The 16,297-nt window shown below is 49.8% G+C and carries 12 protein-coding genes; all 12 read right to left on the reverse strand.

The features are described 5' to 3' along the window. Nucleotide 1: 1 nt before the first annotated feature. On the reverse strand, nucleotides 2–727 hold the full coding sequence (locus ABWH99_RS08320) for a GDSL-type esterase/lipase family protein (RefSeq protein ID WP_375585822.1): 726 nt from the start codon (nucleotides 725–727) through the stop codon (nucleotides 2–4). Between the two features lie 48 nt (nucleotides 728–775). Next, the gene (locus tag ABWH99_RS08325) at nucleotides 776–1,915 is read right to left on the reverse strand and encodes a glycoside hydrolase family protein (protein ID WP_375585823.1); all 1,140 of its coding nucleotides are present in this window, start codon (nucleotides 1,913–1,915) and stop codon (nucleotides 776–778) included. Nucleotides 1,916–1,921: 6 nt separating this feature from the next. Further along, a complete protein-coding gene (locus ABWH99_RS08330) occupies nucleotides 1,922–2,143 on the reverse strand; it encodes a hypothetical protein (protein WP_375585824.1) in 222 nt (73 codons plus the stop codon). A gap of 13 nt (nucleotides 2,144–2,156) precedes the next feature. Then, nucleotides 2,157–3,548, reverse strand: a complete 1,392-nt coding sequence (locus ABWH99_RS08335) for an alpha-L-fucosidase (RefSeq protein WP_375585825.1) — start codon at nucleotides 3,546–3,548, stop codon at nucleotides 2,157–2,159. Between the two features lie 22 nt (nucleotides 3,549–3,570). Beyond that, nucleotides 3,571–4,656, reverse strand: a complete 1,086-nt coding sequence (locus ABWH99_RS08340; RefSeq protein ID WP_375585826.1) for an endonuclease/exonuclease/phosphatase family protein — start codon at nucleotides 4,654–4,656, stop codon at nucleotides 3,571–3,573. Nucleotides 4,657–4,661: 5 nt separating this feature from the next. Beyond that, a complete protein-coding gene (locus ABWH99_RS08345) occupies nucleotides 4,662–5,684 on the reverse strand; it encodes a family 43 glycosylhydrolase (protein WP_375585827.1) in 1,023 nt (340 codons plus the stop codon). Between the two features lie 146 nt (nucleotides 5,685–5,830). Beyond that, nucleotides 5,831–7,603, reverse strand: coding sequence for a sialate O-acetylesterase (locus ABWH99_RS08350; protein ID WP_375585828.1), 1,773 nt, complete (start codon nucleotides 7,601–7,603; stop codon nucleotides 5,831–5,833). A gap of 157 nt (nucleotides 7,604–7,760) precedes the next feature. Continuing rightward, nucleotides 7,761–8,210: a DUF5018-related domain-containing protein gene (locus ABWH99_RS08355; RefSeq protein ID WP_375585829.1), complete on the reverse strand. Its 450-nt coding sequence runs from the start codon at nucleotides 8,208–8,210 to the stop codon at nucleotides 7,761–7,763. Between the two features lie 32 nt (nucleotides 8,211–8,242). Continuing rightward, nucleotides 8,243–10,129 carry a RagB/SusD family nutrient uptake outer membrane protein gene (locus tag ABWH99_RS08360; RefSeq protein WP_375585830.1) on the reverse strand — a complete coding sequence of 629 codons (1,887 nt, stop codon included), beginning with the start codon at nucleotides 10,127–10,129 and terminating at the stop codon, nucleotides 8,243–8,245. Nucleotides 10,130–10,146: 17 nt separating this feature from the next. Beyond that, a complete protein-coding gene (locus ABWH99_RS08365; RefSeq protein ID WP_375585831.1) occupies nucleotides 10,147–13,359 on the reverse strand; it encodes a SusC/RagA family TonB-linked outer membrane protein in 3,213 nt (1,070 codons plus the stop codon). Nucleotides 13,360–13,841: 482 nt separating this feature from the next. Next, nucleotides 13,842–15,107: an enolase C-terminal domain-like protein gene (locus ABWH99_RS08370; protein ID WP_375585832.1), complete on the reverse strand. Its 1,266-nt coding sequence runs from the start codon at nucleotides 15,105–15,107 to the stop codon at nucleotides 13,842–13,844. Nucleotides 15,108–15,196: 89 nt separating this feature from the next. Further along, complete coding sequence (locus ABWH99_RS08375) at nucleotides 15,197–16,297, reverse strand: Gfo/Idh/MocA family protein (RefSeq protein WP_375585833.1); 1,101 nt, start codon at nucleotides 16,295–16,297, stop codon at nucleotides 15,197–15,199.

Consider the following 16,297-nt stretch of genomic DNA (forward strand, 5'->3'; position numbering starts at 1 on the left):
GTTATTTTTCCAGGTGTTCAATTTGTTTTTTTACTAGTGCTGCAATGGCTGCGTACCCCTCCTTATTGGGATGTACCCCATCGGTCTTGGTGAACAGCTCCGGCCGGTGGTCCAGCGGTTCGTTGAGGTCGATGAAATGCACGTTTTTCTCGGCAGCTATTCTTTCTACAGTATCAATGAGTTCCTGAAGGCGTGGTTTGCGAACGCTAAGGCCGGCTATCCTTTCGGCATCAAGGCCGGGTGTCTCCAGAACCATGGGGGTAGGGGCACACAGGAAAATTTGGGGATGGGAGGGAAGTCGTGAAAGTTCATCGACGAGGTCGCGGTAATCGGGACCGAACTCGTCCTTGTACTCCCAGCACTTCCTATCTCCACAAGTGCCAAATCCGCAGGTATCGTTGGTTCCAAGGCTGATGATGATGATGTCTGGGTTCGACTCCTTTATCCTTGGTAGCACATTCCATACGGTAGGTACGCCTTTTCTGATAAGGGTTAAGCTGCTTTCTCCAAAATTTTCAACCAGATACCGATCTCCCAACAGCGCTTGCAATCGCGCAGGATACGCGTCTTTTTCCCGATCATCGAGCCGCGCCCCGTAGGTTATGCTATCCCCCACACAGGCTACTTTTATTGGTTTCCGGGCAAAATAGGAACTTGCGAGCGAGCTCAGTACCAGTGCGCCGAAAAGTACCAGCAGGAGGGGACGGTAGCTTATTTTCTGTTTCATAGGGTTTTAATTGGTGTATGGATGCCTTTGTAAATTTTTTAAAATGGCTTACTGTTTTCGCTGGGCTGCCACCCTCGGACCGATTGTTGGTTCTACTGGAATTTTGGTTTTCAGGGGTTCCTCCGCATCCTCCGCCACCGGTACAAATACAATGTACGCCTCGTTCCCCTTCTTGACAGCCAGACTTAACACCCGTGGGTTGCCGGCTTCCTGGTACAAGAACGGGCGTTCCATGCGGTCTGGAAGCAGCACCGAACCGTCTGCCAGGGGTATCCGCTTTTCCATTATTTCAAAGGTGGGTGCCTTCTTCCAATTGATTCCATCTGCAGACTGGATCATACCAATAAAACGGTGGGCGTGGAATAAGCCATAAAACAGGTTTCGCCGGGAGTCGAACCAGATGGACATGTCTTCCGTATCCATGTCGTCAATCACGGCTTTGGGCTGCATTTGGAAAGGTCCTGTTGGTGCGCTGGATACGGCGACTGCCTGGTTGCGGGTAAACCCGGTATCGTTGGGTTTATCACCTTTCACGATCAGGTAGTACGTACCGTCTTCGCCCTGCGCAATGGCCGGATTTACCGTCAAGGTAGTGATGGGTCCGGACGGCTCGATGAGCGGTTGGTCCAGGCGTGTCCAGGGCCCGTTGATCGAATTTGCCACGGCTACCCCGGTCCGCTGGTTGGGGCGAAGCTGCGTTTTCCAGTTGGGATGGCTGTATCCCACCCGTGCAGTTTCGATCAATTCTTCCTCGGTATAGCTCTGGTCGCCCAGATTTGTAGAGACGTAGTACAGGTAGTAGGTGTCACCAAATTTCTTGATTTTCGGATTGTGTGCAGTGATGGCATCCCAGTGGCCCTGTCCTCGACCTTGCAGTACCGTTTCTTTAAATTTCCAGGGGCCGGCGGGATGATCTGCTACTGCATGGGCGATTTCGGAATGCGTCAGCCAGGAAAAAAACGTGTACTTTTTTGGCCAGCGGGAGTAAAACAGGTGGTATTTTCCGTCTTCTGCCTGTAGGATGGAGGAGCACCAGTTGAAATAATCTTCGGATTTGAAGATATTGTCTTCCGTCAAGGGCCGTAACCGATCGTTGAAAACCAATGGATCCGTATCGGTTTGTGCGGCAAGGTGCATGCCCATCAGCATCCCGGCTGCCACAGCGATGATAAATCGTTTCTTCGTCATTTTTTCTCAGTTAAACAGTATTCCATCAGCGGCGGTACCTTCCATCGCGGGCATTTGGTACCGTTCGTTCCATTCGGTCTTTGCTTTCCAGAAAGGTACCGAGGTGTCCTGCCAAGCCAGGTCATCTACCAGAAATAGAATGCTATTGGTCGGTTTCGCGGGTTTTTCCCTGTTCACCTGTGAGCAGGGCGCAAGGATGAAAAAACAAGGGACGGATCGTATATGCATAGGCCGGATCGTTTTATTCAACCTGATAAAGGGATAAATTTTTGATTTTTGGTTCACCCATGGCTTCATCGATCCGGAGCCTCACGGCGCTCAGCTCCAGGTCCTCAAACGGATGAATAAATTTGTGGCCGATAACCGATCCCTCAACAATCACCTGCCAGCCCTTTTTGGTTTTACCTTCCAGGACAAATTTTCTTACCCTTTCCCCTTGTGCAATATCTTCCTGTAAAATAACATGATTTACCTTCGACCGGCCCCCTAGTTTGAGCTTGAGCTTTTTTCCATTTCCGGATGTTTCGGCCAGGGGCTGGTCAAATCTCCGGTGGATTTCCGCTCCCCATTCTTTCAGACGCATTGCATCTGCTTGTGGCAGCAATCCTTCTGCATTCGGTGTCAATCCCACAATCAGAGAGGTATTATGACCCACGCTTCGGTAATACATGTCCATCAGGTGCTCCAGTGGATAAATATGCTTTTCGTCATCGGGCTCCCAGAACCACTCGTGCCCGCCATTGTATCCACGTAAGGGGGCATCGCTCATGGCCGGCATGTAGTATTTGCCATTTGGATCCCCTTCTTTCAGCAATTGAAAATTGTTTTTATAGATGACTTCGGTATTGGCCGAATGCGAATAGGGAAACGGATAGGTGCCCCAACTGGGGTAGGGGACCGTTCCGCTTTCACTTCCTCCCCAGCGGATGTCGGCGCGTTGGGTATTGTGGTAGAAAATACCGTTGGGTTGATTCTTTTCAAAAATGGACAGTACGTCCGGTCCTCCTTTCTCGGGGCCATGCGCTCCTCCATCAAACCAGATGATGGCCAGATCCCCGTATTGGGAGGTCAATTCCTCCACCATTCCTTCACACATTTTATTGTAAAACGCTTGCCGATTTGCCGCAAATTCGTTGTCTCCGTTCACTTTGAAATCGTGCACGCCGAAAAAAGAATTCCAGCGTATTCCGATGTAAATACCCGGGGAGATGCCGTATTTGCGGCAGGAATTTACAAAATCCCGAACGACATCCCCTTTTCCTTCTTTCCATTTTACCGCTTTCAATGAATAGGGATTGACCTGACTTTGGTACAGGGCGAAACCGGTCTCATGGGTTGCCGTCAGGATGGCTATCTTACACCCGGCATCTTTGGCCGCTTTGACCCATTGATCGGTGTCGAGCTTTGTGGGGTTAAAAATGTTGTAATCAGGAATCGGCGTGATCCGGTTTTTTGCCTGGTTATAGGGCTTCCCATCAAATACGTGTAGGTCGTAATGGAATACCGCTACCAGCTCTGCATTTTGCCAGTCCAACTGGGCCTGGGTAGGTATTGGTACTTGGGTTTGTGCCCAACTGTCAATACAAAATACCATCAGGCAGGCGATCAAAAATGTTCTAAAATTTTCTTTCATACGATTGGGTGCATTAAGTTAATCAATGTAGTTCAAATTCCGCTAATACTGCCCAATGGTCGGAGGGCCAATCTGCTTCCAAGGCAATGTCTCCGTTGCCTATTTTGCCGGTTATGCGGGACGCCGACTTGCATACCAATCCCCTTCGGGAAAAGTAGATCCGATCGACGCGAACCAATACCTGATTGTTGTACTCCTGTCTCCCGGGAGTGTTTTTTGGATACGGCGGAGTCCAGGTGACTCCCGGATTCGCTACTTCATCGGTGTGGATGGTTCGGTAGGCATCGGATAGGCCACTATCCTCAAGCGCTTTTGATCCTTGCCAGCTGATGGCGAAGCGTAGCGGAGTTGCGGTGGGATTCTCTACCCATCGATCGCTGCCCATTCGGGCATAGCGAGCCGTCCAGTCCAAATGGGAAGGCTCATTAAAATCGCCCACCAGGATGACTTTTTCATTGGCTTGTAGATAGGGTTGAACCAAATCAACCGTCGCTTGATAGCCACGTGGACCATCCGCAATCTGCCTGGTGGCATCCAGAATTTCCTTTTCAAAAACGCCAGGATCAGCCGGTATAGTGGCATTCAGCATTCTCTGTTGGATTATCCCGGGGCCATAGCCTCCTGTTGGCAGCCAATGGCAATTTACAAAAACAAGGGAATCCCCATTTGGCAAATGTACCCTACAGGCGTTCAGCAAATCTCCGTTTGTTTCAAGCGGGGACAATTTAAGTTTTGAATACATGTTGTAGCAACGGTTCCAGCCTTCCCCCAGGGCCAGCAGTAGGCTATCCGTCGGGGTGTCTTCCTGAATGCCCAAACTATCAGGATTTGTCCTTGAAATGATCCTTGCAAGATCGTCGAACCGGGAACCCCCAAAACGACTGTTCTGAAAACCCATAGTTGCGGCATCGTGTCCGACCTGAAGAATGTTAAAGGTGAGCACGGACAGGCCTGTGGGCGCATCTTCCTGCCTGCTACCATTCTTGCATCGGGAAAACAGGGAAATTACTGCGAAACAAAGACAGGTATATCTGAAAAGAGGGTTCATGGAATGAGTCACGATTAGCCGGAAGGCAGATGGGTCAACCGAGGGGTTGAATTTGCGCACATGCTTTACCGGTGTTTTAAAGTCAATTCAAACCGTACCAGGTAACATTCGTGTTGGTTTGGAATCATGGATATTCCCCATTGTAGTCCTTCTCCCACTACCACCGGGTGGGTGAGGTCCGGGCGAAAAGCACCGGGTGCAACGGCACGCTTGTCTACTTTTGCATTCAGTTTATTGGACATAAAATCGATACCGTCGGGCGCATACTCGAACGTCTCCGATAGAGAGGCAAAGGCGGCCACGCCGGTGCCCTGTGGCCATATCAGTACCTCATGGCTTCTTTCAAGTATCTCATCTCCAAATTTGGTGTACGGGCCTTCCGGGTTTTTTGCGTAGGCCACACCCATGGCTGTATGAGCGGGGCCACCTTGTCCCCCAAGCAAGGACCGACCCTTATAGTACAACCAGTACAATCCATTTCGGTACAGCAGGGATGCATCGTCTACCCGGTAGCTGTCAAACTTCTCCGGTTCCACGCTTACTTTCAAAATAGGTGTCTGGTTAATTCGCTTGAAGGGCCCTTCCGGGGAATCAGCAACCGCGACACCGATGGCGGTAATATCGCTGATATTGTTGTTCTCAAATTCTCCTTTGGCATTTCCGGGAGTGGGTTTTACTCCGGTATAATAGAGGTAATATTTGCCTGCCGCAAACAAGATGTTTGGGGTGAAAACTGCCTGGGAATCCCACTGACCCGTTGCTCCCACATCCAGCATCTGCCCCACTTCCGTCCAGGAAAAGCCCTCATCCTCCGATTTGGCACACCATACACTGGCGCCCCAATAGCCCGCTCCCCAATATTCCGGCTGGGCATCGGGGATTTTTGTGTAATACACGTAGTAGGTTTGACCAACTTTTATAACATCGCTGGGATCCCTGCGGGTGACCCCTTTTTCGAAGCCTATGCCCTTAGCCTCGGTAAATTTGTATTCAATACCCTTGAAATGGGCTTGCATATCCTGGGCCAGGACGAAATTTGTCCCCATTAAAAACAGTAAGAGCCAATAGGTAGGAAAGTTTTTTCTCATGGTGCATGCATTTTTTTACTAACTTTTTTCATACTACTTGATACGGAGGCTCGTTTCGCCCCGCCTGTCGGGTTGTTTTTTTACGAATAGCCCGTAACCAAGACCATTGTAAAAAAGGCATTTCCGCTTGGGTTTTCCAATGGAAATTAGTTGTATTTGAAACTATAGCTAACAGGTGCTTCACCCCCAAACCAAGGGTATCCTGAGGTTACATACAGGTAGCGGGGCTTTCCGTGTTCCATCAAAAGCTGATGACGTTCAAATTTTATGAGCTCGCCGGCATAGCGGTTGATGGCATTGGCCAACTTTTCCTTGCCCAGATAACCTTCGGCAGGGTAAAAACCCTGTTCTTTCTGTTCGAAGTTGATTCCGTCGATGGATTGCCAGCGTATACCTCCCCCTTTTTCGACAAGCCCGTGATTGACCGTCGTTAGCAGGCAAAACCTATCGTCCATCCTAAAGGCAGTACCCTCTTCGATGGCCTGCTCGTTTTTTGTCACGGGGAAAGGCATTTGGACATAGGGTCCGGTTAACTTGTCTGACACAGCCAGCCCCATTCTTGCTTTTTCCGATTTGAGATAAAGGTAAAACCTGCCGTTCGGATGCTCCAAAAGTGCCGGATTGTTCATACCGTTGCTGGCGTTGAAATTCCAATACCTTGGGTTGTTGGGAACTTCCAGCAGCAATCCATCCCCATGCACCTTATTCCAAGGGCCATAGGGTGTGTTGGATAGGGCCATTCCTATCTTTTGATTGGAAGGATGGGGCGGTTGCTGGTAATTGTCATTCGCAATGTACAAAAGGACATATTGATCGTTTATTCGATGGATTGTTGGGTTATGCATTCCATACCTGTCCCAGGTGTCTTTGCCGCTCCCTTTCAATGCGATATCCGAAAAAACAAACGGACCCTCCGGACCATTACCCACATAATGGGCGATTTCGCTATGGGAACGCAAGCCCGGCTCTACCCGACTTCCCGGCCAGCGGGCCGCATACAGGTGCGTTTTTCCGTCCTCTCCGATGACAGGCGAAGTGCCCCATACTACCTGTCCCGGTTCGGAAACAGCACTGCCAATGTACTCCCATCTGTCAGCAAACGATGTTTGTCCGGATTCAGCAGGGCGGCTGTTTGCTGCAAGTGTATAGGCCTTGTAGATTCGTTGACCATGAGTGACGAGTCCCGCTGGTGTCAAATGGGTCCGATCGGCCTTCGGCAGGCCATACATGGTGGTGTATATGATGTGTTGATCCCGCTGCGCGATTGTTTGCTGGGCTTCCCTGATAATGGGTCGTTCCTCCAGCAAATACTGTTGCTCGTCTACCCCCAGAATCACTTCCAGGGTGTCGTTTTTCACGACCTCGGACCGTAAATGCGCGATCATTTCCATTAGATTTCTCTCGTAGGTATTGGCGGCCTTTTCATCTCCGGCATCTGTTTCTCCCTGAATCCAGATGAATCCGCGTACCTGGACAGGGTATCCGGTTTCTTCTAATTGCAGGATGGCCGCTTTGAGTCCGACTACCATCGAATCGTAGATGCCCCCGTCTCCGGGGCCTTTCCAATCTTTTTCCAGGCCTGTGCCTCCTCGGATGTATTTGAAAATACCAGGACGATAACCAGCTTTCGTTAATTCCCGGGCAAAACTCAGTTCTGGTCCAAAGTGACCGGCAGGATACCTTCCTTTTTGGGGCTGCATCGGTACCCATTTCCCATCGGAACTCGCTTTGCCGAATACGGTATAATTCAATAAGATGTCTTTGTCGAGATCTTCGCCGTCTTCCGGATACTTGGCGGCGTCGCCGGTATAGCCCTGCGCATTGGACTGTCCTGCCCAGATAAATAGATCCAGGCTATTTTGCGCTGCAAGGAGCAATGGAAGCAGAAGAAATGGCGCGGAAATGGTTACCGTTTTCATGGTCTCGGTTTATTACACATCGATGTCCTGATCAAAGAAATGCCGCCCGCCCGGGGCCAATGCGGGTAATTCAAAAGCGAGCAGTCAGGTTTTGCCTGACCGCTCGAAATTCATTATTGCCTGCAAGTCCTGCGGGCCATCTTTTTTAGCATTTTTGTTACTCCTGCACGATTCGAACCAGCCAATCGTGAGTCGTTCCATCGGCTGAAACCAGCTTATAGACGAAGTTTTTTTCAGATAGATCCGAAATAATACCTGCAACCGGCGTATCACCTACGGGTTCTACCCGCATACTTTGGTGATTGATAATGATCCCTGCCCGGGTAAGGTCAGCGCTTGCGGGTACCCGGACGGTAGCGGTAAAATTTTCATTTTCGATTTCCGCATTTCCGGTGGATAGAATGAGCCGTCTTCGCGCCGGAGTCAGTTCCCCACTTTCATAAAACTCCTGAAGTTCGTGCTCGGCGACCTGCAAGGTAAAGACATTCACGTTGGTTATAAAGGCAGTGTCTCCCCACTGCGCTTCATCAAAATCTATTCGGGGTTCGCAGGAAGAAAGAATTCCTGCAAGCACCAATATATACAGTAACATTGATTGTTTTTTCATGGGATACTTTTTTTAATAGTCCATTTTTTTAATTAAAACCATCCGGGATTTTGGGTCAATTGATAACCGGCATCCGCATAGACTTCTATTTCATTCCTCGGTATGGGTGCCAGGTAGGCACGTCCGGGTTCGATAAAATAACCCTCTCCGTTCTCCTGGAAATCCGGATTTCGGAAAAAGGGATTGATGTGCCCATCATTGAAGATATCATAATCCTCGCCACGGGTAAGGGTCCAAATGCTTGTGTTGTCTGGATTGACGCCGTCGGCTGCCAATTTGGATGGATCGTTGTAGTAATTCACATATTCCTGGAAATGGGCGCCTTTGGGCTTCCAGTCGTTAACCACGTGATGGAAAACCGCCCATCTCTTCAAGTCATTTTGACGGTGGCCTTCGAATGCAAGTTCCACCAGCCGTTCCCTGCGGATTTCATTTACAATAGTTGATTCGGAAGGGTCAAAGGCATTCTCCAACGCATAGGATATGGGCCAGGTAGTTATCTCGGCCAGTGACATGGGTGCCATTCCCACCCTTTCCCGGAGTACGTTGACGGTTTTGTCCAAATCTCCCTGAGTGATGGTTCCCAAAATGGCTTTTGCTTCTGCCAGGGCCAATAAACCTTCGGCATAGCGTATCAATACTTCATCGGTTGAGCCGTTTCGCCATTCGTTATTGTCCATAATGGCTCCTTTCCATCTTCTGAGTCCGGTTGACGTATAATTTGCAGAGAAAACATTGTTCAACTGCGGATACCGCAATGGCAGGGGAGTGGGGGTGGTCCCGTACCCTGGAATTTGCTGGTGGGGTCCTCTATCGGGAGTCCAGATGGATTGCCTGAACCGTGGATCGAGGTGTTCACCCAGATTATTCAAGCTCGTATAATCGATCGGCAGGGGGGAGAGTTCCTGGGGCATACCGTCTTTGTCCAGGTAGCTGTTGACCAGTTTCCAGGTAACCGCCTGAGCATTGTCCACGACCAGATCGTAGAAATTATGGCCCACTATTTCGTTCACATCGTAAATGCGGTACAAAAATACGCCGGCAGAAGACGATGCATCCTGCTGGGAAAAAAGCTGGTTGTAGGCTTCATTAAACGGACCGCCTTCCCTGTATACATTGGATCCCTGATGATCAATGAGTTGTTGGATCGTGGGCTCCACCATCTGGAGGAATTCGGTACCGTCCTGTCCCTGTACCGCGAAAGGCGTATTCTTCGTGCCGTGGTACCGCTCCCAGGAGCCTTCAAATAAAGCCGTGCGTGCTTTCATGACCAGGGCTGCTTCTTTGGTAACCCGTCCGGGAGTAACAAAGGTCGAATTTTTCCAACCCATATTGACGATAGCGGAGTCCAGGTCCTGGATGATAAATTTTGCCACATCGTACCTGGAAGACCTTTCCCTGTACAATGCTTCGCTGTCTGTGTCCAGCACCTCCGTATAGATGGGTACGTCGCCATACCGCTCCAGCATGTTCAGATATACCCAGGCCCGGAAGAAATAAGCTTCTCCGACGTATTGGTTCGCTTCGGTGCTGACTTCAACACGTCTGGCATTGTTTATCATGTAATTGATTTGGCGGATCCAGGTAAAATTGCCGTTCCAGGTTCCGTCTGTAGGAGGCGCTTGCCCGGAAGCCCCGCGCTGGAACAGAAATCCCGAGGGGCCGGTACCTACCTGTATATCCGTATTGGCATCCAGGTTGTTATTTTGGGCACCGTTGCCCCGTCCTTGAAAATGATACCGCGGCAATAGTCTGTAAAAGCCGTTGGCCATTACTTTTAAATCATTGGGTGAAGTAAAGTACGTTGCATCCGTCATGGCATCCAGGGGGTACCTTTCCAGGAAGTCCTCAACGCAGCCAAAAAGTGACAGGGTGATCATGATGATCAATGTCCTTATATATTTCAGTGTATGATTCATGGTGAACTAGTTTAAAATTATATACCTATGTTTACGCCGAATGAGATTTGACGCTGTGGCGGATAGCCATTGCCGCCGTATCTGGACATGATTTCAGGTTCGTACCTGAAATTGGACTTGTAGTAAATCATTCCCAGATTTTCGGCACTTGTATAGACATATACCTTTCTCAGTTTAATCCGGTCGAGCAGCGTTTCAGGGAGGTTGTAGCCGACACGTAAATTCTGAACCCTCAAATGCGCCAGATTTTCTACGTATTGGTCGTTCGCTCCATAGGTTTTAAAAGAATGCCTGGGGAAATAATTATCCGGTGTTTCGGGTGACCAGGTGCCAAGCTCCTGGTGGCGGGTAAACCATTTTGAATTCCAGATATTGATTCCGGCCGGAATGACATGGAAATTATTGGTATAGGTAATCCATTTGGGTACACCTGTGAAGGTTACCGAAAGGTCTATTCCATTCCAGTTGGCCTGAAAATTCATACCATAGCGGTACCGTCCGTAGTTATAGCCGGCCATGTACTGGTCGCCTCGGGCATACCAGCGGCCGCCTTCTCCCGCATTGATCTGTCCATCCCCGTTTCTATCATTTATCATCAAATCTCCCGGATAATACCAGCCGCCTCCCTGTGGTACATTTGCTTCCACATCGGATACATCCTGCGCTACACCGTTTGATTCGTACAGCCAGATCTGTCCAAACACCTCCCCAGGCGTCCAGGTGCCGTTTCTTTGGCCGTTTGGATTTTCATCGTATTCCACCACATAGCCTATGTAATCGGCAATGTTAAATCTTGCAGAATAATTAAACGGTTTTCCGGCAATTCTTCCCGAATTTCTCCACTTCAACGAAAATTCCCATCCCCTGGTCTCGCTCACCGCATTGTTTACACTGGGCAAGCCGGTACCTATTGTTTCGGGAAGGATTTTGGCCGGGCCGGGTTGGTTGTAGATCGTTCGCTGGTACCAGTCGTACGTCATCTCCAATCTGTTTTCTATGGCCACTACATCAAGTCCAAAGCCCAGCGTCTGTGGAGAGGACCAGGTAAGGTCCGAACTTACAAGAGGGGGCATGAATACCATGTTGGGTTTGACGCCGCCAAGCAGCACGTCTCCAACCCCAATACCGGTACCCATGGTGGGTAGATAGAGGTAATTTCCGTTTCCGGGGTCACCGGAGGAGGTGTACGCAGCCCGGATTTTGAATGCATTTATTTGATTAACCGACCAAAAATTTTCTTCGGCAATGTTCCAGGCACCCGAGACAGACGGGAAAAAAGACCAGCGGATCGCGGCAGGGAATTTGGAGTGGGCATCGTACCTGCCATTGAATTCAATAAAGTATTTTTCGGCATAATTGTATGCCAACCGCCCAAATACGCCTTGAGTAGCCCAATGGGTAAGCATATCGTTCACCGTTGGGTTCGGATTGAAGGTAGTGCTGATACTGGGTACCGAATTGGTATACAGGTCCCTGCCTATCCCTGCAAGGCGGGAAAAATTGTTGTATTCTTCCTGGTAGCCAACCAACGCATTGATCGAATGGCGACCAATTTGTGTATCGTAGTCAGCCACGATGTCTGCCGTATGATAATTGGTGAAGTTCATTTGACGAAGAACACTGCTCTGCTGGGCGGACCTGGCGGAGTTTCGTACGCTACCATCTGCTTCCTCCACCAAAATCACAAACGTGTTGCGCTCCAGGTGAGAGGTGAGATTTCTCCAGTAGTAATTACCACGTATATTGAAATCTTTAAATGGCTTCAGGGTGAACCCACCGGAAAGCGTGGTCTCGTTCCGTTGATCGGACTGTGTCCCACCTTCCCCACGAAGCGATGGGCCGCTGCTCAAAAAGGAAGGACTGCCATTCGGGTTTAAATCGTTCCAATTGGGAAGCGATGCGGATGCGTTTTGCCAGATATCCCCATAATTCGGACCTCCGCCTCTGTAATTGGGAGCCTGTTCGTCTGTTCTGACATAGTTCATGCTCATGCGGAGGTTCAGCCAATCGGTTACATCCGAATTCACCTTCAACAGCGCATTGTAGCGGTTCAACTGGTCGTCTGAACCTTTGATGATCCCCATCGATTCGTTGTACCCAAGGCCAACATAATATCCGGTATTATTGCTTCCCCCCGAGACGCTGGCATTGTGCTGTTGACTGGGGATGATGCTTTTGTACATGATGTCAAACCAATTGCTGTTTCCATTCATGTCCCAATGCGCACCATAGGTACCATTTCCGGTAACGATGTTGTTTGGGATTAATCCCGCTCCATGATCCCTCATTCGTTGGATGGCTTCTTCCGTGTAGATAGGGGCCTGCAGGGAGTTTCGGTATTGTTCGTTTATCTTCTCTGCATATTCCCAGGAATTGGCCCATTCGGGCATGCCTATGGGCGAGCCGATGCGGTAACTCCCGCTGTAATTGACCTGCATTTTCTCCCCTTTCGAACCAGACTTGGTGGTAATGAGAATGACCCCTGACGGCGCCCTTGACCCATAAATGGCGGAAGCAGCAGCATCTTTCAAGACGGTTACCGATTCTACATCATTTGGGTTGACATCACTCATCGTACGTTCGATCCCGTCTACCAAAACCAGCGGGCCACCTTTCTGGCCGAATCCGGTGTAACCCCGGATATTGAAATTTGATTCCTGTGCAGGCCCCCCGTTTACCGGGGTCACGTACAAACCGGCCACCGCACCCTGGAGCGCTTCGGATAACCGGTTGATAGGTCGGTTTTCTATCAATTCACTACCGATCTGCTCCACGGCTGCGGTGAGGTGTGATTTCTTTTGGGTGCCAAAGCCGACCACGACGACTTCATCCATCTGAGCGATATCTTCGACCAGGATGATTTCCAATTCCGTCCGATTACCCACCTGGATCTCCTGGGTAATAAAGCCCAGAAAGGATACCACCAGTACCGCATCTTCGGACACATCCAGAGAAAAGTTACCGTCGATATCCGTGGAAGTACCCGAAGTGGTGCCTTTTACAAGAATTGCCGCTCCCGGGATAGGGTTTCCTTCCTCATCGATGACTTTTCCTTCCACAAGAGCATCGATACGGGACATATCGCCGATGTTGCTGTAGAGCGCATCGCTTTCGATTTTTTCAACGGCCCCGGATGCTACCGAGGTTTGAAAAATCAGCCAGGATGCGGCCAACCCGTAAATGAAATTCCGGGCCAGGACTTGGCCCTTCTTTAGTAATCTTACGTGCATAATTTTGACTATTAGGTTTATAATAATTGTGTTTTGGGATGCTTGGACAGGCCTTTCGTAATCCGGACTGAATCACTATTGCGTTGGCCACCCTCGGGAGGGAGTTTCCTCCGGAGGGTTAGGATATATTCGGGTTCGTTGCTGCTATCATTTTAAATGTTAGGTGTGATTCCAAAATCATTTCCGCTTCCGGTTATTCAAGATCTCAAACAACCGAGCGATGAGCCCGGTGACCGGCATTTTTGCTCCATTGCTGCTTCCATTCCAGCCTTTTCTGGTCCTTCAAAACCTGTCAAACCTGAGCCCGGAACCCGTATTATTTTTTAAACTGAGACAGGGGAGACCCGGCCCTAGGGTGCAAGCGCGCAGGCAGTTGTAATTTAGGGCATTCGCCCCAATAATAATCAAATTAGGACAAACGACCTAATTTTTACCAAAATATTCGCTTCAAAATTTTACGGACCTTGATTCCCGTTAAAAAATCAATGGTAGAGAGCCATTTTTTCCAGTACAAACTCCTTGAAATCGGTGCTTGCCCCCGGGTCTTGGGGAGTTTTGTACCTTCCTCCCAGTACCCGGGCTGGAAATTTGAAATACTCCTTTAGATGAGGAATGTGTTCGAGGAGAATGGCCGGATGGCCCAGGGAAATGTGATTGTAGAGCACCAGGTGCTGGTGGATCTGCCCCATATCTCCCACATGAGGCAGCACCGGAATGTTGAATTTTCTGGAAAGCAGACTGATGAGCAAAAATTCAGACACGCCACCCACCCTGACTGCATCCACCTGATTGTAGGACATGCAGCCCGATTGGATAAAGTTTTTAAACATGATCTTGTTGGGCACGTGTTCTCCAAGTGCGATCGGAATGGACATTTCTTTTGAAAGGTGTAGGTGGGCAAGTATATCGTCCGGATGCGTGGGCTCCTCGACAAAGAAGGGGTCGATTGCCATGAGTTTTTTGCAGATGGCGATGGCTTTTGGAAGATTCCATTGTTGGTTGGCATCCAGCATGATCCTTGCTTGCGGTCCCGCAGCGTTACGAACCAGTTCTGCCCTGCGGATGTCGCGATCTGCATTCGCGGAGCCAACTTTTAGTTTGAGTGCGGTAAATCCTAGGTCGATCGACTTCTTTATGTTTGTGATTACCTGCTCATCAGTATAATTGAACCAGCCGATAGAGGTGTCGTATCCCGGATAACCGTCTTTAAGGATACCCAGGCGACTCTCCTTCCCGGCAGCCTGACTTTTTATCAGTGATAGGGCTTCCTCCCGGGGCAGGATGTCTTCATAGTAAGAAAAGTCGAGGGTAGCAATCAGCTCTTCCGGAGAAAGATCGATCAGCAACTGCCACAGCGGCTGACACCTGGATTTGGCCCAAAGGTCAAAGCAGGCATTTACCACCGAGGCCAGGGCCAGGTGGACCACACCCTTGTGCGGACCCAACCACCGGAGATTGGGGTCGTCGGCCATCTTTTTGTACGTGCTCCCAAAGTCGGCCATGAGTTCGTTGATTTCCCGGCCTTCGACGTGCCGCACCAGGTAGTCGATGGCATCACAGACCAGTTTATTGCCCGCGCCAAGGGTTAAGGCCAGTCCAATTCCTTCCAGACGGCTGTCCGTTTGCAAGGCGCACACCGCATACGCGTACACCGGTGTGGTATGAACAGCGTCGGAACCGGCGCCATTTTCCAGCGTAAACTGGATATCCCGAGAACTTCCGGATTGAATAAGTATAGATTGCTTCATCGATTTTACGTTTCTGCTTCGCCGCAAAGCTGCATTCGCTTGTATGGAGGTTTGCGACCGTTGTATTTTCTTTTTCGCTTAATTCTTAATTAAAAGTCAAGTCCCCCCAGGTTGTTTGATTCATACAGTTTTTCTACCAGGCGCATCGTCTGGTAGGCATCTTCCACATCGTTCGGAAAAGGGTTGGACGGATTTACCAGGTGATTTTGCAGGGAAGCCATGGGGCCAATAAAGGCATCCGGAAACCAATCTCCCTCAAGCGGAAGTTCCTGCCAACCCTTTCCGCTGTTTTCTTTGCTGAAATATTCCAATCGGGAAGGCCTGCCTTTGGGATAATCGAAGGAAACGCCGATTTGAATCCGGATGGCACCCTTTGTTCCTTCGATTTTCAGGTACGATTCCTGGTATTTCGGTCCGAAATCGTGTCCGTGATGGGTAAGGATGCGGGCTTGTGTCAAACGTTTATAGTCCAGAACAATGGTGCTTCGGGTGGCAGCCAGCGAATCGTTGAGGGGGTGTTTGATGGTACGGGCAAACACCTTTTCCGGATTCCCCAGAAGACTCCGAATCGTATCCAGGTAATGGATGCTGTGGTAGAGAATTTCCAATCGGGGTTTGGTTTTCAGGAATTCCCAACGTTCCCAGGGCGTATGTACGCAAACCTTGAACTCCACATCGAAAACTTCGCCAATCAGCCCTTGCCGGATCAGCTCGTTGGCAGCCAGCATGAAGGGGGCATGGCGGAGTTGAAAGTTGACCCCTGCTACCAGGGACTTTTTACGGCAAAGATTCAGAATTTCTCCCGCCTCCTTCAGGTTCTCACCCATCGGTTTTTGTATCAATACAGCCGACCGGTCGGGCAGCTGGCGTAAGATTTCAAGGATCTGATCCGCGGGTACTGCCAGGTCGAATACGCCGTTTATTTCCGTTGACTTTTGGATCAACAGCTCCAGTGAATCAAAGGCCCCATGCACCATGCCGTAGGCTGCTGCCAATGGCTTTGCTTTTCCGGCAATAGGGTCATAAATACCGGCGACGGGAAATGCAGCTTTGGCATATGCCGGGAGATGGGCATCCCGTACAATGCCTCCCGCTCCGATGAGCAGAATGGGACGCGGTTTTTCGGGAATTACCGGGCTTTGGCTGACCTGCATCGTTTGCAATAAATTTTCATCATCTATATTCTTCAT

Origin of the sequence: Cyclobacterium xiamenense (genome assembly GCF_042140265.1) — a bacterium.
Lineage (GTDB): Bacteria > Bacteroidota > Bacteroidia > Cytophagales > Cyclobacteriaceae > Cyclobacterium > Cyclobacterium xiamenense_A.

What these genes read in the sequence shown, in the direction of transcription:
- ABWH99_RS08355 (WP_375585829.1), bottom strand. Translation starts at nt 8,210, where the DNA reads ATGAAAAAACAATCAATGTTACTGTATATATTGGTGCTTGCAGGAATT.
- ABWH99_RS08320 (WP_375585822.1), bottom strand. Translation starts at nt 727, where the DNA reads ATGAAACAGAAAATAAGCTACCGTCCCCTCCTGCTGGTACTTTTCGGC.
- ABWH99_RS08335 (WP_375585825.1), bottom strand. Translation starts at nt 3,548, where the DNA reads ATGAAAGAAAATTTTAGAACATTTTTGATCGCCTGCCTGATGGTATTT.
- ABWH99_RS08345 (WP_375585827.1), bottom strand. Translation starts at nt 5,684, where the DNA reads ATGAGAAAAAACTTTCCTACCTATTGGCTCTTACTGTTTTTAATGGGG.
- ABWH99_RS08350 (WP_375585828.1), bottom strand. Translation starts at nt 7,603, where the DNA reads ATGAAAACGGTAACCATTTCCGCGCCATTTCTTCTGCTTCCATTGCTC.
- ABWH99_RS08330 (WP_375585824.1), bottom strand. Translation starts at nt 2,143, where the DNA reads ATGCATATACGATCCGTCCCTTGTTTTTTCATCCTTGCGCCCTGCTCA.
- ABWH99_RS08365 (WP_375585831.1), bottom strand. Translation starts at nt 13,359, where the DNA reads ATGCACGTAAGATTACTAAAGAAGGGCCAAGTCCTGGCCCGGAATTTC.
- ABWH99_RS08360 (WP_375585830.1), bottom strand. Translation starts at nt 10,129, where the DNA reads ATGAATCATACACTGAAATATATAAGGACATTGATCATCATGATCACC.
- ABWH99_RS08375 (WP_375585833.1), bottom strand. Translation starts at nt 16,297, where the DNA reads ATGAAGAATATAGATGATGAAAATTTATTGCAAACGATGCAGGTCAGC.
- ABWH99_RS08325 (WP_375585823.1), bottom strand. Translation starts at nt 1,915, where the DNA reads ATGACGAAGAAACGATTTATCATCGCTGTGGCAGCCGGGATGCTGATG.
- ABWH99_RS08370 (WP_375585832.1), bottom strand. Translation starts at nt 15,107, where the DNA reads ATGAAGCAATCTATACTTATTCAATCCGGAAGTTCTCGGGATATCCAG.